30 protein-coding genes and 1 pseudogene are annotated in these 25070 nt (G+C 64.7%); 23 read left to right on the top strand and 8 right to left on the bottom strand.

Annotated features, from left to right (window positions below; translation table 11 throughout):
* Positions 1-92: 92 nt before the first annotated feature.
* Both N7E70_RS22845 and N7E70_RS22840 read left to right on the top strand, forming a co-directional pair.
* Positions 93-611 carry a sigma-70 family RNA polymerase sigma factor gene (locus N7E70_RS22845; protein WP_154385050.1) on the top strand — a complete coding sequence of 173 codons (519 nt, stop codon included), beginning with the start codon at positions 93-95 and terminating at the stop codon, positions 609-611.
* Positions 608-1402, top strand: a complete 795-nt coding sequence (locus tag N7E70_RS22840; protein WP_154385051.1) for an anti-sigma factor family protein — start codon at positions 608-610, stop codon at positions 1400-1402. Before N7E70_RS22845 ends, N7E70_RS22840 begins: the two co-directional genes overlap by 4 nt.
* A 383-nt stretch (positions 1403-1785) precedes the next feature.
* Here the strand turns inward: N7E70_RS22840 and N7E70_RS22835 are convergent, their stop codons facing one another.
* Entirely contained in the window at positions 1786-1986 is a 201-nt protein-coding gene (locus tag N7E70_RS22835) for a hypothetical protein (protein ID WP_263007726.1), read from the bottom strand.
* Positions 1987-2159: 173 nt separating this feature from the next.
* On the opposite strand from N7E70_RS22835, the pseudogene N7E70_RS22830 reads away from it, so the two are divergent.
* The 9 genes and pseudogenes from N7E70_RS22830 to N7E70_RS22790 all read left to right on the top strand — a co-directional run bounded on the left by N7E70_RS22830 (position 2160) and on the right by N7E70_RS22790 (position 9387).
* Positions 2160-3261 (top strand): annotated as a pseudogene (locus N7E70_RS22830) (peptidase C39 family protein).
* On the top strand, positions 3258-4718 hold the full coding sequence (locus N7E70_RS22825; protein ID WP_154385054.1) for a RimK family protein: 1461 nt from the start codon (positions 3258-3260) through the stop codon (positions 4716-4718). The pseudogene N7E70_RS22830 and the gene N7E70_RS22825 overlap by 4 nt, the downstream one beginning before the upstream one ends.
* A gap of 61 nt (positions 4719-4779) precedes the next feature.
* Entirely contained in the window at positions 4780-5166 is a 387-nt protein-coding gene (locus tag N7E70_RS22820; RefSeq protein ID WP_154385055.1) for an ArsR/SmtB family transcription factor, read from the top strand.
* Entirely contained in the window at positions 5163-5723 is a 561-nt protein-coding gene (locus tag N7E70_RS22815; RefSeq protein ID WP_154385056.1) for an SRPBCC family protein, read from the top strand. Before N7E70_RS22820 ends, N7E70_RS22815 begins: the two co-directional genes overlap by 4 nt.
* 1 nt (position 5724) lies before the next feature.
* Positions 5725-6516, top strand: a complete 792-nt coding sequence (locus N7E70_RS22810; protein WP_154385057.1) for an SDR family NAD(P)-dependent oxidoreductase — start codon at positions 5725-5727, stop codon at positions 6514-6516.
* 63 nt (positions 6517-6579) lie between these two features.
* Positions 6580-6852, top strand: coding sequence for a DUF3303 domain-containing protein (locus tag N7E70_RS22805; protein ID WP_154385058.1), 273 nt, complete (start codon positions 6580-6582; stop codon positions 6850-6852).
* Between the two features lie 97 nt (positions 6853-6949).
* Positions 6950-7333, top strand: coding sequence for a DUF4087 domain-containing protein (locus N7E70_RS22800; protein ID WP_154385059.1), 384 nt, complete (start codon positions 6950-6952; stop codon positions 7331-7333).
* 91 nt (positions 7334-7424) lie between these two features.
* Positions 7425-8609, top strand: a complete 1185-nt coding sequence (locus tag N7E70_RS22795) for a low temperature requirement protein A (protein ID WP_154385060.1) — start codon at positions 7425-7427, stop codon at positions 8607-8609.
* Between the two features lie 151 nt (positions 8610-8760).
* Positions 8761-9387 (top strand): glutathione S-transferase family protein, encoded by a 627-nt coding sequence (locus tag N7E70_RS22790; RefSeq protein WP_263007725.1) that lies wholly within the window; start codon positions 8761-8763, stop codon positions 9385-9387.
* Positions 9388-9435: 48 nt separating this feature from the next.
* Here the strand turns inward: N7E70_RS22790 and N7E70_RS22785 are convergent, their stop codons facing one another.
* Together N7E70_RS22785 and ygfZ are read right to left on the bottom strand one after the other, a co-directional pair.
* Complete coding sequence (locus tag N7E70_RS22785; RefSeq protein WP_263007724.1) at positions 9436-10053, bottom strand: HD family hydrolase; 618 nt, start codon at positions 10051-10053, stop codon at positions 9436-9438.
* A 3-nt stretch (positions 10054-10056) separates the two neighbouring features.
* Positions 10057-10923 carry a CAF17-like 4Fe-4S cluster assembly/insertion protein YgfZ gene (gene ygfZ / locus N7E70_RS22780; RefSeq protein ID WP_154385063.1) on the bottom strand — a complete coding sequence of 289 codons (867 nt, stop codon included), beginning with the start codon at positions 10921-10923 and terminating at the stop codon, positions 10057-10059.
* A 71-nt stretch (positions 10924-10994) separates the two neighbouring features.
* Here ygfZ and N7E70_RS22775 point away from each other — a divergent pair, with 71 nt between their 5' ends.
* Complete coding sequence (locus N7E70_RS22775; protein WP_263007723.1) at positions 10995-12326, top strand: dihydroorotase; 1332 nt, start codon at positions 10995-10997, stop codon at positions 12324-12326.
* A 277-nt stretch (positions 12327-12603) separates the two neighbouring features.
* Here the strand turns inward: N7E70_RS22775 and N7E70_RS22770 are convergent, their stop codons facing one another.
* From N7E70_RS22770 to N7E70_RS22755, 4 genes are all read right to left on the bottom strand, one after another.
* Positions 12604-13419: a hypothetical protein gene (locus tag N7E70_RS22770; RefSeq protein ID WP_263007722.1), complete on the bottom strand. Its 816-nt coding sequence runs from the start codon at positions 13417-13419 to the stop codon at positions 12604-12606.
* Positions 13420-13628: 209 nt separating this feature from the next.
* A complete protein-coding gene (locus N7E70_RS22765; protein WP_263007721.1) occupies positions 13629-13886 on the bottom strand; it encodes a hypothetical protein in 258 nt (85 codons plus the stop codon).
* Positions 13887-14019: 133 nt separating this feature from the next.
* Positions 14020-14397: a TIGR02301 family protein gene (locus N7E70_RS22760; protein ID WP_442866475.1), complete on the bottom strand. Its 378-nt coding sequence runs from the start codon at positions 14395-14397 to the stop codon at positions 14020-14022.
* A gap of 144 nt (positions 14398-14541) precedes the next feature.
* Positions 14542-14964 (bottom strand): NUDIX hydrolase, encoded by a 423-nt coding sequence (locus tag N7E70_RS22755; protein ID WP_263007720.1) that lies wholly within the window; start codon positions 14962-14964, stop codon positions 14542-14544.
* Positions 14965-15078: 114 nt separating this feature from the next.
* On the opposite strand from N7E70_RS22755, the gene N7E70_RS22750 reads away from it, so the two are divergent.
* Positions 15079-15855, top strand: coding sequence for an SOS response-associated peptidase (locus tag N7E70_RS22750; protein WP_154385067.1), 777 nt, complete (start codon positions 15079-15081; stop codon positions 15853-15855).
* Between the two features lie 118 nt (positions 15856-15973).
* On the top strand, positions 15974-16582 hold the full coding sequence (locus N7E70_RS22745; RefSeq protein WP_263007744.1) for a LysE/ArgO family amino acid transporter: 609 nt from the start codon (positions 15974-15976) through the stop codon (positions 16580-16582).
* On the opposite strand, the gene N7E70_RS22740 is transcribed toward N7E70_RS22745, so the two are convergent.
* Complete coding sequence (locus tag N7E70_RS22740; protein ID WP_263007719.1) at positions 16565-16720, bottom strand: transcriptional regulator; 156 nt, start codon at positions 16718-16720, stop codon at positions 16565-16567. The genes N7E70_RS22745 and N7E70_RS22740 overlap by 18 nt on opposite strands.
* Before the next feature lie 586 nt (positions 16721-17306).
* On the opposite strand from N7E70_RS22740, the gene cysS reads away from it, so the two are divergent.
* From cysS to rarD, 9 genes are all read left to right on the top strand, one after another.
* Positions 17307-18725 carry a cysteine--tRNA ligase gene (gene cysS, locus N7E70_RS22735; protein ID WP_263007718.1) on the top strand — a complete coding sequence of 473 codons (1419 nt, stop codon included), beginning with the start codon at positions 17307-17309 and terminating at the stop codon, positions 18723-18725.
* A gap of 235 nt (positions 18726-18960) precedes the next feature.
* Positions 18961-19350, top strand: a complete 390-nt coding sequence (locus tag N7E70_RS22730; RefSeq protein WP_154385070.1) for an endonuclease domain-containing protein — start codon at positions 18961-18963, stop codon at positions 19348-19350.
* Complete coding sequence (locus N7E70_RS22725; protein ID WP_263007717.1) at positions 19347-19727, top strand: VOC family protein; 381 nt, start codon at positions 19347-19349, stop codon at positions 19725-19727. The genes N7E70_RS22730 and N7E70_RS22725 overlap by 4 nt, the downstream gene beginning before the upstream one ends.
* A gap of 27 nt (positions 19728-19754) precedes the next feature.
* Positions 19755-20249 carry a GFA family protein gene (locus tag N7E70_RS22720; protein ID WP_263007716.1) on the top strand — a complete coding sequence of 165 codons (495 nt, stop codon included), beginning with the start codon at positions 19755-19757 and terminating at the stop codon, positions 20247-20249.
* Positions 20246-20719, top strand: coding sequence for a GFA family protein (locus N7E70_RS22715; RefSeq protein WP_263007715.1), 474 nt, complete (start codon positions 20246-20248; stop codon positions 20717-20719). The genes N7E70_RS22720 and N7E70_RS22715 overlap by 4 nt, the downstream gene beginning before the upstream one ends.
* The gene (locus N7E70_RS22710; RefSeq protein WP_154385074.1) at positions 20716-21192 is read left to right on the top strand and encodes a GFA family protein; all 477 of its coding nucleotides are present in this window, start codon (positions 20716-20718) and stop codon (positions 21190-21192) included. The genes N7E70_RS22715 and N7E70_RS22710 overlap by 4 nt, the downstream gene beginning before the upstream one ends.
* Complete coding sequence (gene pip, locus N7E70_RS22705; RefSeq protein ID WP_182574406.1) at positions 21189-22151, top strand: prolyl aminopeptidase; 963 nt, start codon at positions 21189-21191, stop codon at positions 22149-22151. The genes N7E70_RS22710 and pip overlap by 4 nt, the downstream gene beginning before the upstream one ends.
* A gap of 235 nt (positions 22152-22386) precedes the next feature.
* Complete coding sequence (cimA, locus tag N7E70_RS22700; RefSeq protein WP_263007714.1) at positions 22387-24000, top strand: citramalate synthase; 1614 nt, start codon at positions 22387-22389, stop codon at positions 23998-24000.
* A 118-nt stretch (positions 24001-24118) separates the two neighbouring features.
* Positions 24119-25036 carry an EamA family transporter RarD gene (gene rarD, locus N7E70_RS22695; RefSeq protein ID WP_263007713.1) on the top strand — a complete coding sequence of 306 codons (918 nt, stop codon included), beginning with the start codon at positions 24119-24121 and terminating at the stop codon, positions 25034-25036.
* The last annotated feature ends 34 nt before the right edge of the window (positions 25037-25070 follow it).

Genomic DNA, 25070 nt, shown 5'->3' with positions numbered 1-25070 from the left:
GCCGTGGCCGGGTGCTTGCGCAGCGCCGACAAGCCGCGTTCAATTGGGCGCGTTCAATCGGCGTGGAAGAGGACGGCTTGCGATCCCGGCTCATGGACGACAAGAAGGCAGCGATACTTCAGGAAATCCCCCGCCTGCGCCGCTATGCCAGGGCGCTGCTGCGCGACCGCGATTCCGCCGACGATCTTGTCCAGGACAGTCTCGAGCGCGCGCTTTTGCGCATGGACAACTGGCGAACAGGAGAAAGCCCCAGGAGGTGGCTGTTTACCATCATGCATCATCTCTTCATCGACCAGATGCGCAAGGTCAGCCGCCGCGGCGAAGCGGCGATCCTGCCGCTCGAGGCAAGCGAGGCGCTGGCAACGCCGGCGATCCAGGCCGAGAGCGTCGCCTCGCGCGAGATCGTCGACGCGTTGCAGCAGATCAGCCCCGACCGGCGCGCGGCACTGGTGATGGTGGCGATCGAAGGTTTTTCTTATGCCGAGGCCGCAACCATGCTCGGCGTGCCGGCCGGCACGCTGATGTCGCGCATCGCGCGTGGCCGCGAGGAATTGCGCGGGCTGCTAGACGACCAGGCACGCCGGCGGGCGATAAGGATCGTCGAGAAATGAGCGCGCGCAGCTTCACCGACCGTGACATTCATCTGGCTCTCGACGGCGAGCTGCCCGAGGACGAGCGCGCCGCCTACCAGATGTGGCTGGAAGCCAATCCCGACATGAAGGCGAGGAGCCTGCGTTATGCTGCCGACAACGCCGCCTTGCGCAATTTGTTTGCCGGCGTGCTCGAGGAGCCGGTGCCGGCGCGGCTGGAGGCTGTGGTCAATGGCGAGGGACCCAGGCGTAAGCAGGCGACGCCGTGGTGGCGCATGGCGGCGGCAGCTTCATTGCTGATCGCAGGCGGTCTCGGCGGTTATCTTGCCGGCATGAACGGCCTTGGCATCGGCGGCGATTCCGACGACCGCATGGCCCAATTGGCGATCGCCGCCCACCAGACCTTTGCCGCAGACAAGAACCGGCCGGTCGAGGTCGACGGCAGCGACCAGGCCTATCTGACCGGCTGGCTCTCCAAACGCACTGGCCTCACCCTGGTGGCGCCCGATCTCAGCAAGGACGGCTTCACGCTGCTCGGCGGCCGCCTGGTGCCGGCGGATGGCGCCACCGCGGCGCTGATGCTTTATGCCGACGCCGACGGCAACCGCATCTCGGTCTATGTCGTGGCCGAAGGCACCGAGCGGAGCAAGGGCACCTTCACCCTGGCGAGTGGCGGCCCCGAGGCCGTCTACTGGCAGGATGAAGGTTATGGCTGCGCCATCGTCGGCACGCTGCCGCCCGAGCAGATGGGAACGGTCGCCAGGAACGCCTACAAGCAATTGATCGCCGGGGCGGGGCAGGCGCGGACTTGAGCGTCGGCGTTGGTCGTGTTTGTTTCTCTTGAGCGCAATGGCTTGAGTGTCATGGCCTGATCCTGACGGCCTGATCCTGACGGCCTGATCCTGACGGCCTGATCCTGACGGCCTGATCCTGATGGCCTGCGGTCGTTGGGAGGTCACGGCATGGATCCTGGGGTCTCCGCGACGGAGCTGCGCTCCTGCTCCGCCCCAGGATGACGAAGGTGCGGGAGCGCTCCGCCAATCGCCAACGTTTCCTGTTGGCGGAAGCCTTGAGCCAAGCGTCGGAGATTGGCCGACAACGTCTGCGCCTTCGTCATCCTAGGGCGAAGCAGGGAGCGCAGCGAACTGCGTAGACCCTAGGATCCATGCCGTGACGGTCGAACGGCCACATGCCATCAGGAGAAGCCGGGAGAGACGGCAACGGCTTTGCAGATCATCCACATGCGCAACATGGCGATCACCAGCTGCCATGCCGTGACAGTCGAGTGGCCACACGCCATCAGGTTCAAGCCGGGAGAGATGGCAACGGCTTCATCCATCCACCACGACACGGCGATCACCAGTTGGCGAGATCGGGAAACAGGGGGTGCCGGCACCACCTGATTTCGCCATTCTCCCCATCAGATTCATATGCCCGACCAGCCCCCGCCCATGACACAATAAGGCCCGAATCGAGGCGTGAATGCGCAGGGCAAATGCGGCGCGCGCCAGCGCTTCGCAGGTCATTCCTTCAGGGCTCCTCCTGCCCAGACGAGGTTCTCAGGACCAGATGGCTGCCGACATTCGTACGGCCCGCGCTGAAGATGTCGATGCGCTCGTCGCCATCGAGAACGCTGTCTTTCCGGGCGACAGGATCTCGCGCCGCTCCTTCCGCCAGCTGATCGATCACGAAACCGCCGAGGCGCTGGTTGCGGAAAGTGGCGGCCGTCTTGTCGGCTACGCCATGGTGTCGTAAGGGCAGCGGCGTCGCCCGGCTCTATTCCTTTGCCATCGCCCCCGACTTCGGCGGCAAGGGCATCGGCCGCCTGCTGCTCGATGCTGCCGAAGACGTCGCCTACGGGCATGGCCGCATGCTTCTGAGGCTCGAGGTGCGCCAGGACAATGCCCGCGCTATCGGCCTCTATGAAAAGAACGGCTACCGCCGGATCGGCCACGAGCCCGACTATTACGAAGACGGCATGGCGGCCCTTCGCTACGAAAAGACGCTGCGCGGCGACGTGCCGGTGGCAACCAGGGTGCCGTTCTACGCCCAGACCTGTGATTTCACCTGCGGCCCGTGCTGCCTGATGATGGCGATGGCCAATTTCGACCGCACATTCGTACCCGACCCGGTGATGGAGGTCAGGCTGTGGCGTGAGGCGACCACCATCTTCATGATGTCGGGGCCGGGCGGCTGCGAGCCGTTCGGGCTGGCGGTGGCAGGGCACGAGGCCGGGCTTGGCGCCGAGATCTTCGTCTCGGCCGAAGGCGCCTTGTTCCTGCAGTCGGTGCGAACAGCCGAAAAGCGTCGGGTGATGGAGCTGGCCCAGGCCGATTTTCGCGCCCGCGCCGAGAAATACGCCATCCCCGTGACCTACCGTCCCTTCGCGCTCGACGACATCAGGGCCAGGCTGGCTCAGGGCAAGCTGGTGCTGGTGCTGATCTCGGGCTTCCTGATGTTCGGCAAGAAGGTGCCGCACTGGGTGCTGGCCATCGGCGACGATGGCGGCCACATCCTGATCCATGACCCCTGGATCGAGGACGAGCAGCGCGAGACGGCGTCGGACGCCGCCAACATTCCCGTCCCCTACGACATCTTCATGCGCATGGCGCAGTTCGGCCGCGACGGCCTGCGCGCCGCCATCACTCTCGGAAAGCCTTCGAAACGATGACCTGGGTCATTCTTACCGGCCGCCAAAGCGATCTCGACCAGACGGCGACGCCGCACAAGATCATCACCAACCGCGACTATCTCGCCCACCCCGCGCTGTTTCGCGGCCAGCGGCCGAAGATCATCAACCTGTCGAACCGTTATGCCTATCAGAGCCGGGGCTATTACGCCTCGCTGCTGGCCGGCTCGCGCGGCCACAAGGTGATCCCGACGGTCGAGACGATGATCGACCTGTCGGAACGCAAGCTCTATGAAAACGCGCTGCCCGAACTGGAGCTGGCGCTGAACAAGTGCCGCAAGGATCTCGGCGGCTCGTTTCCGGCCAAGGTGACGATCTTTTTCGGCATCGGCCCGTCCAAGGCCTGGGATCGCTTCAGCAGGCTGTTGTTCGACTGGTTCCGTGCGCCGGCGCTGGAGGTGGCGATCAAGGACGGCGAATGGGCCTCGATCCACAGAATAGGTTTTGCCGCACTCGGCCGGCTCGACGATGCCGACAAGAAGCGCTTCGTTGCGGCGCTCGAGACCTATACCAGCCGGGAGTGGCGCGACACCAAGGCGCGCACGCCGTCGCGCTACACCTTCGCCACGCTGATCGACCCCAACGAGCAGCTGCCGCCGTCGGAGATATCGTCGCTGCGCTACTGGGCCCGTATCGCCGAGAAGATGGGCGTCGAGGTCGAGCCGATCACCAAAAAGGACCTGGCCAAGCTCGCCAATTACGATGCGCTGTTGATCCGTGAGACGACCTCGATTTCCAACCACACCTACCGCTTCGCCCGGCGGGCGCAGCAGGAGGGCATGCCTGTCATCGACGATCCGCTGTCGATGATCCGCTGCACCAACAAGGTCTATCTCAACGAGCTGATGACCTACAACAACGTGCCGGTGCCGCCGACGGTGATGATTGCGGGTGTCTCGGACCTGCAGCTCGCCGCCGACACGCTTGGCTTTCCCTTGGTGCTGAAGATCCCCGATTCGTCGTTCTCGCGCGGCGTCAAGAAGGCGTCGAACTTTGACGAGCTGAAGGCGCTGGCAACCGCCTGGCTCGAGGATTCCGACCTGTTGATCGCGCAGAAGTTCATGCCGACGCAGTATGACTGGCGTGTCGGCGTGCTCGGCGGCCAGCCGCTGTTTGCCATCCACTATCTGATGGCCAAGAAACACTGGCAGATCGTCAACCACGACCGCGCCGGCAAGCCCGACGAGGGCGGCATCAAGACGTTCACGCTGAAGCATGCGCCGGTCCATGTCATCGACACCGCCGTGCGCGCCGCGCGCTGCATCGGCGACGGGCTCTACGGTGTCGACCTCAAGGAGACCAAGGAGGGTGTCTTCGTCATCGAGGTCAACGACAATCCCAACCTCGACCACGGCGTCGAGGACTCCGGCGAGAAGGACGAGGTCTGGGTGCGCCTGACCCAATGGTTCCTCGACCGGCTGGAGCGCAACGGCAAGTAGCCTCGGAAAACATTATACCGAACGGTTGACTATTCGGATTTGCAGCCATATATTATACCTTATGGTTGAGCATTCCGAACATCTTGACGCGATCTTCCACGCGCTGTCCGATCCGACCCGCCGGGCGATGCTCCAGGGTCTGGCCAAGGGGCCACGCAATGTCGGCGACCTCGCCGCACCCTTCGAGATGACGCTGGCTGCCGCCTCTAAGCACATCAAGGTGCTGGAGAAGGCCGGGCTGGTGCGCCGCAGCGTGCAGGGGCGCACCCATCTCTGCAGCCTCGACGCCATGCCGATGCATGCCGGCGTCGAGTGGATGCGGCACTACGAGAAATTCTGGAACCAGCAGCTCGACGTCCTCGAAGCCCTGCTCGTCGCCGAGGACCAGGCCGCGGCGAACAAACCATCCGAAACCACTGAAGCGAAGAAGAAAGGGAAAAGGTCATGAATATCCATACTTCTTACGGCGTCGTCACCGAGCCCGGAACCGTGCGCATCGAGCGCCTGCTGCCCGGCCCGGTCGAGCGCATCTGGAGCTATCTCACCGACTCCGAAAAGCGCAGCACCTGGCTTGCCGGCGGCCCGATGGAATTGCGCGCGGGCGGCAAGGTCGAGAACCGTTTCCGCAACTCCGAACTGACCCGCAACGACGATCCGCCGCCCGCCCATCTCGCCGCTTTCGCCGAACACCGGGTGCCGGGCGAGATCATCGCCTGCGAGCCGCCGCATCTTTTGGCCTATAGCTGGGGTGGGGCTGCGGAAGCCGGCGAAAGCTCCGAAGTGCGCTTCGAGCTCGAGCCGCGCAACGACAAGGTGCTGCTGACGGTCACCCATCGCCGGCTCACCGACCATGGCGCGATGCTCAATGTCGCCGCCGGCTGGCACACCCATCTCGGCATCCTGGCCGACAGACTCGAGGGCCGCGAACCCGACGGCTTCTGGCGCACCCACACAAGGCTTGTCGGCGAATATGCCGAGCGTATCGGCAGTGCGGGTGGAGCGTGACATGTCGCTCGTGAACCGCGTTGCGGTTGTCTATGGCGGCGGCGGCGCGATCGGCGGCGCCGCTGCCCGGGCCTTCGCCCGCGACGGGGCGCGTGTGTTCCTCGCCGGGCGGACGCGGGCGAAGATGGAGGCGGTTGCCGGCGACATCCGGGCGCTGGGCGGTGACGTCGATATCGCCGTCGTCGACGCGCTCGACGAGGACGAAGTCGAACGCCACGCCGAGATGGTGGCGGCCAAAGCAGGCGGCATCGACATCGCGCTCAATGCCATCGGCATATCCCATGTCCAGGGCACGCCGCTGGCGGAGCTGTCCTATGCCGATTTCGAGCTGCCTGTCGCAGCCTACACCAGGACCAACTTCCTGACCGCGAAAGCGGTGGCGCGGCACTTCAGGGGCAGGGGCGTGATCCTGACCCTGTCGACACCGGGCGCGCGGCTGTCGGGTGCAGGCTTTCTCGGCAACGGCGTGGCAAGTGCGGCGGTGGAGGCGTTTTCGCGCATCCTCGCCGGCGAGCTCGGGGCGCAGGGCATCAGGGTGATCTGCCTCCGGCCCGACGCCATCCCGGAAGCGATTGATGTTTCGCATGTCCGCGCGGCCTTCGAGGGTTTTGCGCTGCGCGCGGGCATGTCGGTCGACGACATGCTTTCCGCCCGCGCCGCCAGCGGGCCGTTGCTCAGGCGCTTTCCGACGCTGGCCGAGATCGGCGATTTCGCCGCCTTCGCCGCATCCGACCGTGCCGGCGCGATGACCGGGGCAATCGCCAATCTGAGCTGCGGCACGCTGGTCGACTGACCGCTTGCCAAGTTCCGTGCCCCCTGATCTTCTCCCACGGAGAGTTGGGGGCACGGACAAAAGATGCTTTTCTTTGTCATCGAGGATTTTCGCGGGCGCGACCCGAAGGCGATCTACCGCCGATTTCGCGACAAGGGACGGCTGGCACCCGAAGGCTTCATCGTTCACCACAGCTGGATCGCCGCCGACATGAGCCGCTGCTTCATGCTGGTGGAGGCCGAAAACGTCACGCTGCTGCAGCGCTGGGTCGTCGAATGGGCCGACCTTGTCGGCTTCGAGATCGTGCCGGTGGCATCGAGCAAAGATACCGCCGCGGGGCTGGCGCCCCATCTTTGAGCCGCGTGTGCTCGCGCGCCATATCAATCGAGACTTGCAAATGCCGCTTGCAAATGACCGGGCGGCTTGTTTTCCTGCCGATGCATTGGAGGCGTGCATGCGGCGGATTCTCTCTCTTGCTCTTGCGGTTGGAGCACTCGCGTCGCTGGGTGATGCATCGGCGGCCGAGCGCCGCTGCGGCTGGTACGCCAACCCGACGCCGGGCAATCTCTGGCTCATCGACAAGGATGCGACCTGGACGATCACATCGCAGGGCGAGGCCGACGGGCCCGACGCGGCCGGTGCCGACAAGGCGCCTGACTTCAATCCCAGGCAGTTCGTCGAGACCAATGTGCGGGGGGCCGGCTATGGTTATGGCTGCGCCTGCATGACCGTCGAGACCGATGCCGGCAACCAGCGCATTAGAAAGGTTTTTGCCGGTGACATCCTGCCGCTCGCCAGGTGCCGGGCCGACAAATCCTTGCCGCCGCCGCCGGATTGAGTGGCAAGGCCGTCCGGTCAGCCCGTGCATGGGCCCGGACCGAACGGAATGCCGCAAGGCTATCGATGATTGAACATCAGGGGAAACAGGCATGGCATTGAGCGGTGCAAGCAACGACTACCAGCGCAAGCGGCAGCAGGGCGAGAGCGCCAGGGTCGAGTTCGTCGAGCTGTTTTTCGACCTCGTCTTTGTCTTTGCGGTGACGCAGCTGTCGCATTTCCTGCTCAAGCATCTGTCGGTGGCAGGCGCGCTCGAGGGACTGCTGATGCTGGTCGCCGTCTGGTGGGTGTGGAACTACACCGCCTGGGTGACCAACTGGCTCGACCCGCGCAAGGCGCCGGTGCGCGGCATGTTGTTTGCCCTGATGCTGGCCGGGCTGATGCTGTCGACCTCTATCCCCGAAGCGTTCGAGGGTCGTGGCCTGCAATTCGCGCTCGCTTATGTCGTCATGCAGGTCGGGCGCACCCTGTTCGTGATCTGGGCGCTGAAGAACCACAACCGCGACAACTATCTCAACTTCGTCCGCATCGGACTTTGGCTCACATTGTCGGGTGTGTTCTGGATATCAGGCGGACTGGCCGAGCCCGAGAACCGTTTCGCGCTGTGGGCGGTGGCCCTGCTGATCGAACTGGTGTCGCCGGCGCTCGGCTTCTGGACCCCCTGGCATGGCGCCTCGTCGACGACGGGCTGGGACGTCGAGGGCGGCCACATGGCCGAGCGCTCGGCACTGTTCATCATCATCGCGCTCGGCGAATCGATCCTGGTCTCCGGCGTGACCTTTGCCGAGCTCGAACTGAACTGGGTCAATCTGGCGGCATTCCTGACCACCTTCTTCGCCTCGGTGGCGATGTGGCTGGTCTATTTCAACGTCGGGCAGGAACTCGCCCACCACAAGATCGCCTCGGCCTCAGACACCGGCCAGATCGCCCGTGTCGCCTACACCTACATCCCGGTCATCCTGGTCGCCGGCATCATCGTCGTGGCGGTTTCGGACGAGCTGGTGCTTGCCCATCCGCTCGGCCATGCCGAGCCGGCGCTGATCTGGACGGCGATCGGCGGCTCGGCGCTCTATCTCGCCGGCAACCTGCTGTTCAAATTCTACGTCGTCGGCCGCGCGCCGCTGTCGCACATCATCGGCATCGCCATCCTTGCGGCCATGGTGCCCTTTGCCAGCCACCTGTCGCCGCTGGCGATCGGGGCGGCGACCACTGTCGTGATGGTGCTGGTTGCAGTGCTCGAACTCAGGGGGCAGCCGGCCAGACATCACGCGCATTAGCTCTGGACGAAGAACTGGAGCTCTGGACGAAGAACTGGAGCTCTGGACGACGAACCGGAGCTCTGGACGAAGAACCGGCGCGGCCAGGCTTCTGGAACGGCACTCTGCCTCGTGTACTATCCCCCGAGGTTTCGCTCCGGGACGTTACGACATGATCCTCATCGGCCAGTATGACAGCCCTTTCGTCCGCCGCGTCGGCATCGCTCTCAGGCTCTACGGCATCCCGTTCCGGCATGAGACCTGGTCGGCCTTCGGCGACGCCGACAAGATCCGTGCCTACAACCCGCTGACCCGGGTGCCGACATTGGTGCTCGACAATGGCGAGGTGCTGATCGACAGCCACATGATGCTCGACTATCTCGACCACCTTGCGCCTGCAGGCGAGGCGATGTTCCCCCAGGCCGAGCCGGCCCGGCACCAGGCGCTGAAGATAGCGACGCTCGCCACCGGCGTCGGCGAGAAGGCGGTCAGCCTGTTCTACGAGAAGCGGCTGCACACCCATGTCTCGGAGGTCTGGGTCGAACGCTGCCGCACGCAGATCGCCTCGGTGCTGGCGGTGCTGGAGGCCGAGCGCGCCAAACGCGGCAGCGCCTACTGGTTCGGCGACCATATCGGCCATGCCGACATTGCCGTTGTCTGTGTGCTGCGCTTCATCAACGACGCCCATCAGGGCCTGCTCGACATGGCCGAATTCCCCGCCCTTGCCGCCGATGCAGCACGGCTGGAGGCAACGGCGGTGTTCAAGGAGATCAGCCAGGAGTTCATCCCGCCGGCCTGAGGATTTTCGGCAGAGCCTGCCCGGAAACAGACGGGCGGTTTTTCGCGTTCACGCCCTGAAAGCGCGCAGCTTCTCGATCGCGGCAAAACGTTTGAGGAAGGCCTCCTGCACACGTTTGGCCGGCTGCGGTGACAGCTCGAGCCCGTCGGCGGTGATGCCGCGCGGGCGGCCGAAGAACTCGGTCGCCTCGGTGACCGAAAAGCCGGCAAGCACTGTCGCCTCGAAATAGGCCGATATCTGGTCGGCGCGCTTGATGTCCTTCTTCAGGCCCTGGCCGATCTCGGCCGGTAGGCCGACACGCAGATGGATGGCGTGCTGCAGCCGCTCCTCGCAGCTTTTGTAGCCGCCGCCGACGACCGACTTGAACGGCGAGATCATGTCGCCGATGACATATTCCGGCCCGTCATGCAGCAGCGCCGCCAGCAGCGCCTCGGGTGCGGCATCCGGCACGATCCGGCGGAAGATCTGCTCGACAAGAAGCGAGTGCTGCGCCACCGAGAAGGCGTGGTCGCCCGAGGTCTGGCCGTTCCAGCGCGCGACACGCGCCAGGCCGTGGGCGATGTCTGATATTTCGACGTCGAACGGCGAGGGGTCGAGCAGGTCGAGGCGGCGGCCCGACAGCATGCGCTGCCAGGCGCGGGGCGGGGCGCCGGGACGGTCGGCCATGGCTCAGGCGTCTTCCGCACTGGTGGCTTCGGGATAGGTGAAGCTGGCCCAGGCAGGGATGGCGAGCGCCACGGTGACGTCGCCGGCGGTGATGGCGCTGCCGGCGTCGAGTGCGGCCTTGACCCTGTCGATGCGGGCGATGGCGAGGCCGTTCGAGCCATCGACGGAGCCGAGCGTGCCCAGAACCTTGCCGTCGGCCTTAAGTTCGGTGCCCGGCGCCGGCAGGCCTGAAGCAGCCGAGACGAGCAGCACGCGGCGGCGGGCGGTGCCGCGATGTTGCATGCGCGACACGACCTCCTGGCCGATGAAACAGCCTTTCCTGAAACCGATGCCGCCCATCTGGTCGAGCAGCACGTCATGCGGGAAGGCGTCGGAGAGCGCGTAGTCGGGGCCGCTTTCGGCGACGCCATTGTCGATACGGAACGCGTGCCAGTCGGCCTCGGAGGCTTCCTGGGCGGTGGGGGCCGCGGGGGCAGTGCCGTAATGGCGGAAGACAGGCTGCTGGAAGCGGCTGTCGCGGACAGTTGAATCAGAGTGCGAAGCAGCTGAATCATCTTGCCACGTAACCGCAACAACAGCCTGATCCTGCTTGGAAATATCGGCCTTGGCACGCAGCCGGTAGAGCATCAGGCGGCGGACGAAATCATCCGCAATGTCGGCCCGGCATTCCAGCCTGAGCGCATTGTCTGTGCTGCGCGAGACCAGGAAATCGAACATGATCTTGCCTTGCGGGGCGAGCAGCGCGCCGGGTTTGGCCTCGTTGCGGCCAAGCGCATCGAGGTCGAGCGTCAGGATGTTCTGCAGAAAATGCTCGGCATCGGGGCCGGAAACATCGATGATGGCGCGGTCGGCGAGGATGGCTGTCGGCATGGACCTGATCTTGCATTTCGGAGAGCCATTACGTAAGCCGCAGGCAATTCCCAGACAAGGGCACGCGCGACATGGCTACCACCTTCGATCTCATCCTCAAGGGCGGCACGGTCGTCAATCATGACGGCAGCGGCGTTCGCGACGTCGGCGTCACCAATGGCAGGATCGCCGCCATCGGCGATCTCGGCCGCGCTTCGGCCGGCGAGACCATCGATTGCACCGGCCTGCACATCCTGCCCGGCGTCGTCGACAGCCAGGTGCATTTCCGCGAGCCGGGGCTGGAGCACAAGGAAGACCTGGAGAGTGGTTCGCGCGCGGCCGTTCTCGGCGGCGTCACCACTGTTTTCGAGATGCCCAACACCAACCCGCTGACGACGAGCGAAGCGACGCTGGCCGACAAGGTCAGCCGGGCGACCGCGCGCATGCATTGCGACTTCGCCTTCTGGGTCGGCGGCACCCGCGACAACGCCGGCGACGTCGCCGAGCTGGAGCGTCTGCCGGGTGCTGCCGGCATCAAGGTGTTCATGGGCTCGTCGACCGGCGACCTTCTGGTCGAGGACGACGAGGGTGTCGCATCGATCCTGCGCAACACCCGCCGCCGTGCCGCCTTCCACTCGGAAGACGAGTTCCGCCTGCGCGAGCGCCAGAACCTGCGCGTCGAAAACGACCCGTCCTCGCACCCGATCTGGCGCGACGAGATCGCAGCACTTCAATGCACCGAGCGGCTGGTGCGCATCGCCCGGCAAGAGCGCGCCCGCATCCACGTGCTGCACATCTCGACGGCGGAGGAAATCACCTTCCTCGAACAGCACAAGGACGTCGCCACCTGCGAGGCGACCCCGCATCATCTGACCATGAGCGCGGACGACTACGCCCGTCTCGGCACGCTGCTGCAGATGAACCCGCCGGTACGCGCAGCACGTCACCGCGACGGCATCTGGCACGGTATTTCGCAAGGTATCGTCGACGTGCTCGGCTCCGACCATGCGCCGCACACGCTGAATGAGAAGGCCAAGCCTTATCCGGCCTCGCCCTCGGGCATGACCGGCGTGCAGACGCTGGTGCCGATCATGCTCGACCACGTCAATGCGGGCCGGCTGACGCTGGAGCGCTTCGTGGACCTTGCGAGCCACGGCCCCAACCGCATCTTCGGCATGGCCCGCAAGGGCCGCATCGCCGCCGGCTACGACGCCGACTTCACCGTCGTCGACATGAAGCGCGAGGTGACCATCACCAACGCCCAGGCCGGCTCCAAGGCGGGCTGGACGCCTTATGACGGCAAGAAGGTCACCGGCTGGCCGGTCGGCACCATCGTCCGCGGCATCCGCGTCATGTGGGAAGCCGAGATCACCACGCCGTCGCAGGGCAGGGCGGTGGAGTTTTCGGAAGCCTTGGTGAAGTAGTCTTTCCTCCCGCCGTTCGTGGGCGAGATCGGACTGCAGGGCATGGGGGGCGCTCGGTCATGCGACCTCAATGGCTGACAATACTGCCATCCGCGAGCGGCCTCTCCAATTCGTCATCCCAGTCCATGCCGTTGCTGGAAGATCGACTGGTGCGAAAGCCCTGTGAAAGCGAAGCCGGCGATCGGGAGTGCTCTCCACATTTGCCGGCCGTCAGCGCCGCCCCTCATCCGGCCCTTCGGGCCACCTTCTCCCCGTGAACGGGGCGAAGGAACGAGGGTCAATCACCCGCGACGAAAAACGCCCAGCGGCCTTCGGGGGTGATGCCGAGGCGATAGAAGACGTAGGCGCCATATTGCTTCATGTCTTCGTAGTCGCCGGCGGTGACGATCTTGAACAGCTCGACCTTCTGGCGCGGATCGAGCTTGTCGAGCGGGATGCCGAAGAAATAGGGCCAGACATAGAGGTCCTCGTCGGTGCCTTCGCCCAAATGGACGTAGCCGGCGTTCAGCACCTCTTCCATGATGGCGAGGATTTCCTGGCCTTCGCCGTCGCCTGACAGGCCCTTGATGAAGGCGATCGGATCGCCCTCGATGTCGCCGAACGACAATTGCGGCATCGCTTCGCCCTGGCCGACCAGCGGCCGCAGCTTTTCGATGTCGCCGGTCTTGGCGGCTTCGACCAAGAGGCTGCGCATGCGCGCCACCGGCTCGGGCAGGCGGCTGAGGTCGTAGACGATTTCGGGCAGCGGGCCTTCCGGATCGAGATTGGGGGCGGCGGGACCGGTGGCGCCGCCCGGTTCGGTGGGCGTGGCATCCGGTTCGGCCGGCTGGTCGTCGGCCGGTTGCTCGGAACCGGACGGTACTTCGGTGCCTGCAGGTGCTTCGGTCCCTTGAGGTGCCGTGGTCGCCGGCGTCTGGATCGGGTCGGGCATCGGCACCGACTTTTCCGGCACGGCATCCTGGTCGGCGGCCGGCTTGGGCGGCATGACGGGGGCGGGGATTTCCTCGCGCTTGATTTCGGAAAGCGCAAAAGCCGTCGAGGCATGGAGCGGCAGGACGAGCGAGGCGGCAAGGCCGAGAACGGCAAGTCGCATTGCGCCGCGGGGCGCAGTTTCAGTCTTTGGCCGCATCAAATCCCTGGCTCCGGTATTCCCGAGCGTTTGCCCCCTCTCGGGCCGACGCTGCAACGCTTTCAATCGCATGACCCCGCCCGGAATCATGTTCCGACAATGCGTGGTTACGCCCTCAATGTGCCAGCATGATGCCGAAACCGTGTCGGCTAGTCAAAGAAGTGGGGCGGCGCTCAATGCCGCAGGCGCACCGGCTCGAAGTCACCGGCTTCCACCCTGGCGCGCATGCGTTCGAGCATGGCCAGTGCTGCAGGTTCGCCATTGGCGGCGACGATCTCGGCAAAAGCCGTGGCAAGGGCTGCTTCGGCGATGATCTCGGGCTCGATGCCGGCGGACAGGCCTTCGGCCCACGCCTCATTGTGGCTCTCGACAGCGGTCAGGCGCTTTTCTTCCCGAACCAGGGCGTCGATGTCGCTTACGCTTTGTTCCATTGCGGTCTTTCACCCTGCCCAGCAACCCGATGATTCGGATCAACTTGAGCTATCCCTTTAATGTCCCGTTAAGACACCTAGCACAATCGCCCGTTCGTGTACGGCAAGCAATGCCGGGAGAGTAAATAGCCTGTTAATTACCGAAGCGGGAGGCGATGTCGCGGCTCAAAGCCTCGCCTTCCTTCATGTAGCGGCTGATCGCTTCGGTCGCCGACGGCGTGCAGGCGGTGTAGGTGCCGTCGAAGGAGCGATAGCCCCGGTTGAAGGACGCGATGAAACGGGCGCGGCGCTCGGGCGAGGGGTTCTCGGCCTGCAGCAGCTTTTCCATCTCGGCGCGCCACTGGCTGCCCTTTTCGCCGCACAGATTGCGCAGGAAATGCAGCGAGCCGAGAACCTCGGCAAGGCGCATCAGGCCCGGCTCGAACGGCGCTTCGACGGCGCGCACCGGTGCTGCGAACGCGGTCGTCGCGGCAAGCGTGATAGCCATGATGTAGGTCGAAGCGCGCATCATAAGCTTTTGTGGCGAAACAATTTGTCCCCGGCAAGGCCGCCGAGGCCTCTATCCCTTTCGCTTTTCGTCAAAAAGCGGAATCCCTCGATCTTCGACTTGCGAAATCCTTGGGATGCGCGCTGCACGGTTTTTCCTGGAATTGCTCTATGCCGGCAGTACGACCGCACCGCCGAGCAGTTCGAGCACGATTTCGAGCGTCGAATCGGTCAGCGGCAGGCGTTCGATCTCGACGAGGTCGAAATAGGCGGCCTCGTCGGCATCGTCGGCGGCAACTGGCTCGCCTTCGAGGTGGCGGGCGCCGAAGACGGTGAGCAGGTAAACCGAGCCGCTGTCGTTGCGGCTGTCGATGAGCAGCTCGCGCAAGCGGACGAGGTCGCCGACCGCAATGCCCGTTTCCTCCATCAGCTCGCGGCGGGCGGCATCTTCCAGCGCCTCGCCTTCTTCGACACGTCCGCCGGGGAAGGCGTAGAGCCCTTTCGACGGCGCGCGGCCGCGGCGCACCAGCATGATCGAGCGGTCGCGCAGCACGGCGACGGAGACGGCAGGGATGATGGTCGCGTCGATCATGATTTTACCTCGGGCAATGCGTTCCATTGTGGAACAGCCGATCCTATCCGCTTTAGCGGTTGCGGCCGGCGCGATCCATCGCCACTTTCAGGCGATGAACCGGAACCTGACCTGATGTGCGGACGCATTGCGGTATTGGCGTCGCCCGACGCAACCTCCGCCTTTCTCGGGCTGGACGATCTCGAGAGCTTTCCGCCGCGCTACAATGTGGCGCCGACGCAGCCGATCCTGGTGGTGACGGCAGGGCCGCAGCGGCCGCCGGGCTCGAATCGCTCAGACCGCATGGCGCTTCTGGCGCGCTGGGGGCTGATCCCGGCCTGGACCAAGAACCCGGCCGACATGCCGCTGTTGATCAATGCGCGTTCCGAAACGGCGATCGAAAAGGCGTCGTTCAAGACCGCGATGCGCCACAGGCGGGCGCTGATCCCTGTCTCGGGTTTCTATGAGTGGAAAAAGCTGCCTGGCAACCGGCGCCAGCCCTATTGGCTGAGGCCGCGCAAGGGCGGGCTGGTAGCGCTGGCCGGGCTGATGGAGACGTGGAGCGAGCCGGGCGGCTCGGAGATCGACACCGCGGCGATCCTGACCACCGGTGCCAGCGCCGACATCATGCATATCCACGACCGCATGCCTGTGGTGATCCAGCCGGAGGATTTTGCCCGCTGGCTCGACTGCCGCACCCAGGAGCCGCGCGATGTCGCCCGTCTGATGCGGCCGGCGCAGCCCGATTTCTTCGAGCAGATCCCGGTGTCGGAGCTGGTCAACAAGGTCGCCAATACGGGGCCGGAGATCCAGGCGCGGGTCGAGCCGCTGCCTGAAGCAGCACCTGAGCGGGCGGCGAAGCCGAAGCCGGAGAAGCAAAAGCCCGATGACGGCCAGATGACGCTGTTCTGATTGCAGCAGAACAGCGCGCTGCTGGGCGCTCTGGCATCATCAATCCCTGCATCCTGCCTGCCGGAATTCGATTTTGATTTTCCGGGCAGTGCATTAGAAGAGCGGCGTGTCCACGCCCATTCTCACCGCCGCCATCTCCGGATTCCTGCTTGGTGCCTCGCTGATCATCGCCATCGGCGCGCAGAACGCGTTCATCCTGCGCCAGGGGCTGCTGCGCCAGCATGTCTTCGTCCTCAGCCTGATCTGCGCCGCCTCGGATGCGTTGCTGATCGGCCTCGGCGTCGCCGGGCTCGGCACGCTGATTTCGCAGTCGCCGCGCCTGATATCAGTGGTGACGGTCGGCGGCGCGCTGTTCCTGTTTGCTTATGCGATCATTGCCTTCCGCCGCGCCATGAAACCCGCTGCGATGCAGGCGGCAAAATCGGTCGGCACGAAGCTGTGGCCGGCGGTCGCCGCCTGTCTCGCCTTCACCTTCCTCAACCCGCATGTCTATCTCGACACGGTGGTGCTGCTGGGCAGCCTGTCGGCAGCCCATGAAGGACAGGCGCGCCTTGCCTATGGCATCGGCGCTGCATCAGCTTCGTTCGTCTGGTTTTTCGGGCTCGGCTATGGCGCCCGGCTGCTGGAACCGGTGTTTGCCCGGCCTGCCGCGTGGCGCGTGCTCGATGTGCTGATCGGCCTGGTGATGGCGGCGATCGGCCTCAGCCTGTTAGGCAGCCTTGTTTAGCTTGACGGCCGTCTTGTCTTTCTTCGGCGCGCAGATCAGCGCGGCAAGAATTGCGGCGGGGCCGATGGCCCGGTAGTGCTTGGTCAGTTCGGCGTACTGGTGACGCGCTCGGTCCTGGTCGGATTGTTTTCGTTTCATCGGTCTCTTCCCTAAAGTCAGCTCTGTTGAGAGCGGCTGCATTTGCTTACGGATTCGGTCGAATTCGTGGCAGTGCGGCGCCTTTTATCCGGGCGATGTTTCATTACGGTGCCGGGATGTTTAACAAAGTGTTTCAGTACCGCTTCCGTTCCGGTCCGGGCGGTAAAGTTTCATGTCGATGCGTCTTGACGGCAACAGCTCGGTGAGGCGATAAAGCCCCTGATGAAAACGTCTTTCGCCATTTCCGGCATTTGTTTTATTGGCTAGCGTTCGCGCTGGTCAGGACGTTTTCGCCTCATCTTCACACAAGACAGGTTGAACGCCCGGGCCAGCAGGCCACGGCGCCGCACGTCCTTACGGGCACGCAAAGGACGCCGTGAAACCGAAGGCACGGCGCCGCGCGTCCGTTTGGACACGCAAAGGACGCCGTGAAGCTGAAGGCACGGCGCCGCGCGTCCGTTTGGACACGCAAAGGACGCCGTGAAACTGAAGGCACGGCGCCGCGCGTCCGTTTGGACGCGCAAAGGACGCCGTGAAACTGAAATTGCGTGCAGAATCCCAAGGGGTTACGCACACGGGGAGAACCATGTCTGACGCATTCAAGGGCCTGCGCCTTACCAACACGCTGACGCGCACGAAGGAGGACTTCGTGCCGATCGATCCTGACAATGTCAGGATGTATGTCTGCGGCCCGACGGTCTACGACTTCGCCCATATCGGCAATGCGCGCCCGGCGATCGTCTTCGACGTGCTGTTCCGCCTGCTGCGCCATGTCTATGGCGAAGACCACGTCACCTATGTGCGCAACCTCACCGACCTCGACGACAAGATCAACGCCCGCGCCTTGCGCGATTTTCCCAATCTGCCGCTCAATGAGGCGATCCGGCGGGTCACCGAAAAGACCGCCAACCAGTACCAGGCCGACGTCAAGGCGCTCGGTTGCCTCGAGCCTTCAGTCGAGCCCAGGGCGACCGAGTTCGTGCTCGCGCGGCCGGACGGCAAGACGGATATGGTGTCGTTGATTCAACGCCTGATCGAACGCGGCCATGCCTATGAAGCGCAAGGCGAAGTGCTGTTCGACACCGGCTCGATGGAAGATTATGGCCAGCTGTCGAAGCGCAATCTCGACGAGCAGCAGGCCGGCGCCCGCGTCGAGGTCGAGGCGCACAAGAAGAACCCCGGCGACTTCGTGCTGTGGAAGGCGTCTTCACCCGAGGAGCCGGGCTGGGATAGTCCCTGGGGCCGCGGCCGCCCGGGCTGGCACATCGAGTGCTCGGCGATGTCGGCCGCCTATCTCGGCGAGGTCTTCGACATCCATGGCGGCGGGCTCGACCTGATCTTCCCGCACCACGAGAACGAGATCGCCCAGTCGCGCTGCGCCCACGGCACCGAGGTGATGGCCAATTACTGGCTGCACAACGGCTTCCTGCAGGTCGAGGGCCAGAAGATGTCCAAGAGCCTGGGCAATTTCTATTCGATCCACGAACTGCTCGCGACGGAGAATTTCGGCGGCCGCACCTGGCCGGGCGAGGTGCTCAGGCTGGCGATGCTGATGACCCATTACCGCGAGCCGATCGACTTCTCGCTGCGCAAGCTGGAGGAAGCCGAAAACACATTGCGCAAATGGAAGCGTGCGGCCGACAGCGCCGGCGCCACCGAAGCCGAGGTGCCGGCGGCACTGATCGCCGCATTGAGCGACGACCTTGCCACGTCGAGCGTCTTCCAGGGCCTGTCGCAACTGGCCGGCGAGGCGGCCGGCAATGTCCAAGCCGCGGCCGAACTCAAGGCAGCGCTGCTGTTCCTCGGCTTCGGGCTCGAGGCGGCCGCGGTCGACGAGGCGGCGGTCGCGGTTACCATCGCGCGGCGGCTGGAGCTGATCAACGCCAAGAACTGGGCCGAAGCCGATCGCATCCGCGACGAGCTTCTGGCTCAGGGCGTGCAGCTCAAGGACGGCAAGGACCCTGTCACGGGTGAGCGCGTGACGACGTGGGAAGTGAAGCGGTGATGATGGCGGGGCAGGATAGGGTGGCAATGGCTGCGGGACAGCGCCCCCCTCTGTCCTGCCGGACATCTCCCCCACGAGGGGGGAGATCAGCCTTCATGCCGGCTTTCGCCAATCGCCGACATCGCAGGATGAGCGGTCTGAGCGCAGCTGCCAATCTCCCCCCTCGTGGGGGAGATGCCCGGCAGGGCAGAGGGGGGCAACGTAGGGCTACGACCTCACCAAGGGGGCATCGCTGATGCCACACACGCCGGTCGCGCCCGCTAACCGCAAGAATGCCAAGTCGATGCGTCGGAAGATGACCGATGCCGAGTTGAAGCTGTGGAATGAGCTGCGCGCCCACCGGTTGATGGGGCTCGGATTTCGTCGCCAGTATCCAGTTGCAGGCTACATCGTCGATTTCGCTTGCCCGACACACAAGCTGATCGTTGAGCTGGACGGCTCACAGCATGCTGAACCGGCCAATGCGGAGGTCGATGCCGTCCGAACCCACCGCCTGGAACAGGACGGCTGGACCATTCTCCGCTTCTGGAACGATGACGTTGTTCGCGATATGGATAACGTCTGCCAGAACATTGTGATCTCGGCCGGGATGGCCGTCCGCATGACGGAGGAGTTCGTGCAATGATCGACCATACGGGAATTTCAGTCGCCGATTTCGATGCCGCACAGGCGTTTTACGACAAGGCGTTCGCGCCGCTGGGGGCACAGCTTCTGATGATGGTGCCGGGCGAATATACCGGCGGGGTCAAGGTCGGCGGTTATGGCCGCGAGCGGCCGGTGTTCTGGCTGCACGAGGCGCCGGCCGGGCCGGGGCGGCATTATGCGTTCACCGCGCGCAGCCGGGCCGAGGTCGATGCGTTTTATGCCGCCGCCATCGCCGCCGGCGGACGGGACAATGGCGGGCCGGGGCCACGGCCGCATTATCACCCCGACTATTATGCCGCCTTTGTCTTCGATCCCGACGGCAACAACATCGAGGCGGTGTGCCATGTCCCGGCGTGAGGGTTTGAAGCGTGAGGGGGTGACGCAATGAGCCTCGACAACAGGCCGCATTATTCCGGCGGGTGCCAGTGCGGCGCCGTGCGTTTCCATGTCGACGGCAAGCTCGGCGCCGCCTCGGTCTGCCATTGCCGCATGTGCCAGAAGGCGTTCGGCAATTTTTATGCGCCGCTGGTTTCGGTGCATCGCGACTCCAGGCTCGTCTGGACGCGCGGCGAGCCGAAGAAGTTCCGCTCGTCGAATTTCGGCCTGCGCGGCTTCTGCGGCAACTGCGGCACGCCGCTGACCTACGAGGCACCCGACGGCGTGGCGCTGGCGATCGCCGCCTTCGACGAGCCGGAGGAGATCGCGCCGACGATGCAGTGGGGGCTCGAGGGCAAGCTGCCCTATGTCGACAATATCCACGAGCTCGAGGGCTATTCGACCGAAGAGGACCCTGACGCGGCCGACTTCGTCAACGACATCGTCTCGTTCCAGCACCCCGACCACGACACCGAGACCTGGCCGCCGGAGGAGCGCACATGACCGTCACGACAGGCGGTTGCCAGTGCGGTGCCGTGCGCTACCGCATCGACCAGGCGCTGGAGAATGCGCATATCTGCCATTGCCGCATGTGCCAGAAGGCATCGGGCAACTACTTCCAGCCGCTGGCGCGCACGCCGAAGGCGAAGTTTTCGGTGACGCGCGGCGAGATCGGCTGGTTCCGCTCGTCCGACATCGTGCGCCGCGGCTTCTGCCGCGACTGCGGCACGCCGCTTCTGTTCGACGTGATCGACCGTGACACGATCAATGTCGTGCTCGGCGCGCTCGACGATCCCAAGGCGGTGATACCGACATTCCAGTGCGGATCGGCCGAGAAGATGCCATGGTTCGGCGAGCTCGACACGGTCGAATTGTCGGACGATGAAACCGCCTGGTACGCGGCGGTTGCCCCTTCGAACCACCAGCACCCCGACCACGACACTGAACAATGGCCAGCGGAGAAAAGGTCATGACCGAGACTGCAAGGACAGGCGGCTGCCAGTGCGGCGCCGTCCGCTTCCGTATCCACGGCGCGCTGGGGCGCAGCTCGATCTGCCATTGCCGCATGTGCCAGAAGCAGTTCGGCTCGTTCTTCGGCGCCTTCGTCGCGGTGCCGGTGGATGGCGTCGAGTGGATCCGCGAGGAGCCGAGCTACTTCCAGTCGTCGATCAACATATCGCGCGGCTTCTGCCAGCGCTGCGGCACGCCGATGGCCTACCGCCACGCGGAAGGCCTCGAGCTGTCGATCGGCTCGTTCGACGACCGCTCCGACCTCGCGCCGACGATCCAGATCAATCATGGTTTCCGCCTGCCCTGGGTCGAGACGATCTTCGACCAGCCGGTGCTCGACAATCCCGACTATTACCAGCGGCAGGAGCAGATCATCTCCTTCCAGCATCCCGATGAAGAGACGGCCCATTGGCCGGAGCATGGACTGAAGATATGACGACTGAACTGCGCGGCCTCTATCCCGAGATCGAACCCTTCGACAGCGGCATGCTCGATGTCGGCGACGGCCATCAGGTCTATTGGGAACGTTCGGGCACCAAGGGCGGCAAGCCGGCGGTGTTCCTGCATGGCGGCCCGGGCGGCGCGACCTCGCCCAAGCATCGCCGCCTGTTCGACCCCAAGCTGTACGACATCATGCTGTTCGACCAGCGCGGCTGCGGCAAGTCTTTGCCCAATGCCTCGCTCGACGCCAACACCACCTGGCACCTGGTCGCCGACATCGAGCGGCTGCGCGAGATGGCCGGCCACGACACATGGCTGGTGTTCGGCGGCTCCTGGGGCTCGACCCTGGCGCTCGCTTATGCCGAGACGCATCCGGATCGCGTCAGCGAACTGGTGGTGCGCGGCATCTACACGCTGACCCGCGCCGAGCTCGACTGGTATTACCAGTTCGGCGTCTCCGAAATGTTTCCCGACAAATGGGAGCGTTTCGTCAAGCCGATCCCGGAGGCCGAGCGCGGCGACATGATGGGCGCCTACCGCAAGCGCCTCACCGGCGACGACCGCAAGGCCAAGGTCGAGGCAGCTTTGGCCTGGAGCCTGTGGGAAGGCGAGACGATCACGCTTCTGCCCGACCCCGACACGTCAGGCAAGTTTGGCGAGGACGACTTCGCCGTCGCTTTCGCCCGCATCGAGAACCACTATTTCGTCCATGCCGGCTGGATGGAGGAAGGCCAGCTGATCCGCGACGCCCACAGGCTGCGCGACATTCCCGGTGTCATCGTCCATGGGCGTTATGACATGCCGTGCCCGGCCAAATATGCCTGGGCACTGCACAAGGCCTGGCCCGAGGCGGAGTTCCACCTGATCGAGGGCGCCGGTCACGCTTATTCGGAACCGGGCATATTGGACCAGCTGGTCCGGGCGACCGACAGGTTTGCAGGGAAAACGTCGTGACCGCTTCCGCCCTACGTTGCCCCCCTCTGTCCTGCCGGCCCCCACAAGTGGGGAGATCAGCTGGTATGCCGGCTTTCGCCAATCGCCGGCGTTGCAGGACGGAGCGAGGCGTCAATACTGCCGATCTCTCCCCTCGTGGGGGAGATGTCCGGCAGGACAGAGGGGGGCGCCAAAGGGCGCTGGCCCCCAAGGACAGACGGGGGTGCCATAGCGCGCTAGCCCACAAGGTGTTGCCATGAAAGAACGCATCTATCTCTTCGACACGACATTGCGCGACGGCCAGCAGACGCCGGGCATCGACTTTTCCGTCGAGGACAAGATCGCGATCGCGGCGATGCTCGACGAGTTCGGCCTCGATTATGTCGAGGGCGGTTATCCCGGCGCCAATCCGACCGACACCGCCTTCTTCCAGGAAAAGCGGACCAGGCGGGCGAAGTTCGTCGCCTTCGGCATGACCAAGCGGGCAGGCGTCTCTGCCTCCAACGATCCAGGCCTGGCAACCTTGCTGCAGGCCAAGGCCGACGGCATCTGCTACGTCGCCAAGAGCTGGGACTACCATGTCCGCGTCGCCCTCGGCGTCACCAATGAGGAAAACCTTGAAACGATCCGCGCTTCGGTCGAGGCGGCGCGTGCCGCCGGCCGCGAGCCCCTGGTCGACTGCGAGCACTTCTTCGACGGTTTCAAGGCCAATCCCGACTACGCGCTGGCCTGCGCGCGGACGGCCTATGACGCCGGCGCGCGCTGGGTGGTGTTGTGCGACACCAATGGCGGCACCCAGCCGTCGGAGGTGCGCGACATCGTCGCCCAGGTGATCGCCGCGGGCATTCCGGGCGCCAATCTCGGCATCCACGCCCATGACGATACCGGCCAGGCGGTGGCCAATTCGCTGGCGGCGATCGAAGCCGGCGTGCGCCAGGTGCAGGGCACGATCAACGGGATCGGCGAGCGCTGCGGCAACGCCAATCTGGTCACCATCATTCCGACGCTGGCGCTCAAGCCGCATTTCGCCGAACGTTTCGAAACCGGCGTCTCGGCCGAGGCGCTGGCGGGCCTTTCCAGGCTGTCGCGCGCTTTCGACGAATTGCTCAACCGCGCGCCCGAGGCGCAGGCGCCTTATGTCGGCGCATCGGCCTTTGCCACCAAGGCAGGCATCCACGCCTCGGCGATCGTCAAGGAGCCGAAGACCTACGAGCATGTGCCGCCGGAGACGGTGGGCAACCGCCGCAAGGTCATGGTGTCGGACCAGGGCGGCAAGGCCAACTTCATCGCCGAGCTCAGGCGGCGCGGCATCGACGTGCCCAAGGATAGCAGCCGGCTCGATGCGCTGATCGCGGTGGTCAAGGAGCGCGAGGCCGAGGGGTATGCCTATGAAGGGGCGGATGCCAGCTTCGAGCTTCTGGCGCGCGGCATGCTGCACAGCCTGCCGGATTTCTTCCGGGTGACCTCGTTCCGCTGCCTCGTCGAGCGCCGTTTCGACGCCAATGGCAATCTCAAGACCGTGTCGGAAGCCGTGGTGAAGGTGATGGTCGACGGCGAGGAAAAGATGTCGGTGGCCGAAGGCGACGGCCCGATAAATGCGCTCGACATCGCCTTGCGCAAGGATCTCGGCAAGTTCCAGGACGAGATCGGCGACCTCGAGCTCGTCGACTACAAGGTGCGTATCCTCAATGGCGGCACCGAGGCGATCACGCGCGTGCTGATAGAATCGCATGACTCGACCGGCGCCCGCTGGTGGACCGTCGGCGTGTCGACCAACATCATCGACGCCTCGTTCCAGGCGCTGATGGATTCGATCATCTACAAGCTGATGAAGAACCGCGAGATGGCCGGGCTGGTGGCGGCCGAATAGGCGCGGTGAGCGATGATGGGCCAGCCGCAGCGGCTGGCCCTGTCGATTGATCCATCAACGAAAAGCGGGTGGACCATCACTATTTTGAAATGGCATGCGCTGGCGGGCGGGCGCATAGGTGCCCGCCATGAGCACCAACACGCCCGCGATTTCCCGCGACGAAGCCACCCGCGGCTTCCTGTTTGCCCTGTCGGCCTATCTGATGTGGGGCTTCCTGCCCTTCTACATGAAGGCGGTCGCCCATATTCCGGCGCCCGAGGTGATCGCGCACCGCATCACCTGGTCGATCCCGATCGCAGCGTTGCTGTTGTGGTGGCTCGGCCGCACCTCCGACATCAAGACCGCCTTGCGCACCCCGCGCACTTTGGCGATGGGCACGCTGACGGCGACGCTGATCACCATCAACTGGGGCGTCTATGTCTGGGCGATCGGCAATGACCGGGCGCTCGAAACCGCACTCGGCTATTACATCAACCCGCTGTTTTCGGTGTTTTTGGGCGCTGTCGTGCTCGGCGAGAAGCTGACACGGGCGCAGATGGTGGCGATCGGGCTTGCGGTGATCGCGGTGGCACTCCTGACCTGGGAAAGCGGCGGCTTGCCCTGGGTGTCGATCGTGCTGGCGCTGTCCTGGGGTTTTTACGCGCTGTTCAAGAAGACGCTGCCGATCGGCCCGGCGCAGGGCTTCTTCCTCGAAGTGCTGATCCTCGGCATCCCGGCGCTGGTCTACATCGCCTATCTCCAGGGCACCGGCGCCGGCCATTTCGGCACCACCGGGATGACCGACGTCTGGCTGATGCTCGGCTGCGGCATCGTCACCGCCGTGCCGCTGATCCTGTTTGCCAATGGCGCCAAGCTGCTGCGCATGTCGACCATCGGCATCATGCAGTACATCGCGCCGACGATGATCTTCGTCATCGCCATCTTCATCTTCAGGGAGCCGTTCTCGAGCGAACGCGCTGTTGCCTTCGCCCTGATCTGGGCGGCACTGGCGATCTATACCTGGTCGATGTTTTCCGAACGCGCCAAGAACGGCTGAGGTTCAGGTGAGGCCGGTCTGCAAATCGCCGTTG

Source organism: Aminobacter sp. NyZ550, assembly GCF_025628925.2.
In the GTDB taxonomy this organism is placed as follows: domain Bacteria; phylum Pseudomonadota; class Alphaproteobacteria; order Rhizobiales; family Rhizobiaceae; genus Aminobacter; species Aminobacter ciceronei.
The sequence above is the reverse complement of the archived record's forward strand: the minus strand, read 5'-3'. Positions and strand labels throughout refer to the sequence as shown.

What these genes read in the sequence shown, in the direction of transcription:
- N7E70_RS22760 (WP_442866475.1), bottom strand. Translation starts at nt 14,397, where the DNA reads ATGATGCGCGCTTCGACCTACATCATGGCTATCACGCTTGCCGCGACG.
- N7E70_RS22820 (WP_154385055.1), top strand. Translation starts at nt 4,780, where the DNA reads ATGGTTGAGCATTCCGAACATCTTGACGCGATCTTCCACGCGCTGTCC.
- N7E70_RS22840 (WP_154385051.1), top strand. Translation starts at nt 608, where the DNA reads ATGAGCGCGCGCAGCTTCACCGACCGTGACATTCATCTGGCTCTCGAC.
- N7E70_RS22845 (WP_154385050.1), top strand. Translation starts at nt 93, where the DNA reads ATGGACGACAAGAAGGCAGCGATACTTCAGGAAATCCCCCGCCTGCGC.
- N7E70_RS22795 (WP_154385060.1), top strand. Translation starts at nt 7,425, where the DNA reads ATGGCATTGAGCGGTGCAAGCAACGACTACCAGCGCAAGCGGCAGCAG.
- N7E70_RS22775 (WP_263007723.1), top strand. Translation starts at nt 10,995, where the DNA reads ATGGCTACCACCTTCGATCTCATCCTCAAGGGCGGCACGGTCGTCAAT.
- N7E70_RS22815 (WP_154385056.1), top strand. Translation starts at nt 5,163, where the DNA reads ATGAATATCCATACTTCTTACGGCGTCGTCACCGAGCCCGGAACCGTG.
- cysS (WP_263007718.1), top strand. Translation starts at nt 17,307, where the DNA reads ATGTCTGACGCATTCAAGGGCCTGCGCCTTACCAACACGCTGACGCGC.
- cimA (WP_263007714.1), top strand. Translation starts at nt 22,387, where the DNA reads ATGAAAGAACGCATCTATCTCTTCGACACGACATTGCGCGACGGCCAG.
- N7E70_RS22710 (WP_154385074.1), top strand. Translation starts at nt 20,716, where the DNA reads ATGACCGAGACTGCAAGGACAGGCGGCTGCCAGTGCGGCGCCGTCCGC.
- N7E70_RS22765 (WP_263007721.1), bottom strand. Translation starts at nt 13,886, where the DNA reads ATGGAACAAAGCGTAAGCGACATCGACGCCCTGGTTCGGGAAGAAAAG.
- N7E70_RS22715 (WP_263007715.1), top strand. Translation starts at nt 20,246, where the DNA reads ATGACCGTCACGACAGGCGGTTGCCAGTGCGGTGCCGTGCGCTACCGC.
- ygfZ (WP_154385063.1), bottom strand. Translation starts at nt 10,923, where the DNA reads ATGCCGACAGCCATCCTCGCCGACCGCGCCATCATCGATGTTTCCGGC.
- N7E70_RS22730 (WP_154385070.1), top strand. Translation starts at nt 18,961, where the DNA reads ATGCCACACACGCCGGTCGCGCCCGCTAACCGCAAGAATGCCAAGTCG.
- N7E70_RS22770 (WP_263007722.1), bottom strand. Translation starts at nt 13,419, where the DNA reads ATGCGACTTGCCGTTCTCGGCCTTGCCGCCTCGCTCGTCCTGCCGCTC.
- N7E70_RS22740 (WP_263007719.1), bottom strand. Translation starts at nt 16,720, where the DNA reads ATGAAACGAAAACAATCCGACCAGGACCGAGCGCGTCACCAGTACGCC.
- N7E70_RS22725 (WP_263007717.1), top strand. Translation starts at nt 19,347, where the DNA reads ATGATCGACCATACGGGAATTTCAGTCGCCGATTTCGATGCCGCACAG.
- N7E70_RS22805 (WP_154385058.1), top strand. Translation starts at nt 6,580, where the DNA reads ATGCTTTTCTTTGTCATCGAGGATTTTCGCGGGCGCGACCCGAAGGCG.
- N7E70_RS22750 (WP_154385067.1), top strand. Translation starts at nt 15,079, where the DNA reads ATGTGCGGACGCATTGCGGTATTGGCGTCGCCCGACGCAACCTCCGCC.
- N7E70_RS22790 (WP_263007725.1), top strand. Translation starts at nt 8,761, where the DNA reads ATGATCCTCATCGGCCAGTATGACAGCCCTTTCGTCCGCCGCGTCGGC.
- pip (WP_182574406.1), top strand. Translation starts at nt 21,189, where the DNA reads ATGACGACTGAACTGCGCGGCCTCTATCCCGAGATCGAACCCTTCGAC.
- N7E70_RS22785 (WP_263007724.1), bottom strand. Translation starts at nt 10,053, where the DNA reads ATGGCCGACCGTCCCGGCGCCCCGCCCCGCGCCTGGCAGCGCATGCTG.
- N7E70_RS22755 (WP_263007720.1), bottom strand. Translation starts at nt 14,964, where the DNA reads ATGATCGACGCGACCATCATCCCTGCCGTCTCCGTCGCCGTGCTGCGC.
- N7E70_RS22720 (WP_263007716.1), top strand. Translation starts at nt 19,755, where the DNA reads ATGAGCCTCGACAACAGGCCGCATTATTCCGGCGGGTGCCAGTGCGGC.
- N7E70_RS22810 (WP_154385057.1), top strand. Translation starts at nt 5,725, where the DNA reads ATGTCGCTCGTGAACCGCGTTGCGGTTGTCTATGGCGGCGGCGGCGCG.
- N7E70_RS22800 (WP_154385059.1), top strand. Translation starts at nt 6,950, where the DNA reads ATGCGGCGGATTCTCTCTCTTGCTCTTGCGGTTGGAGCACTCGCGTCG.
- N7E70_RS22825 (WP_154385054.1), top strand. Translation starts at nt 3,258, where the DNA reads ATGACCTGGGTCATTCTTACCGGCCGCCAAAGCGATCTCGACCAGACG.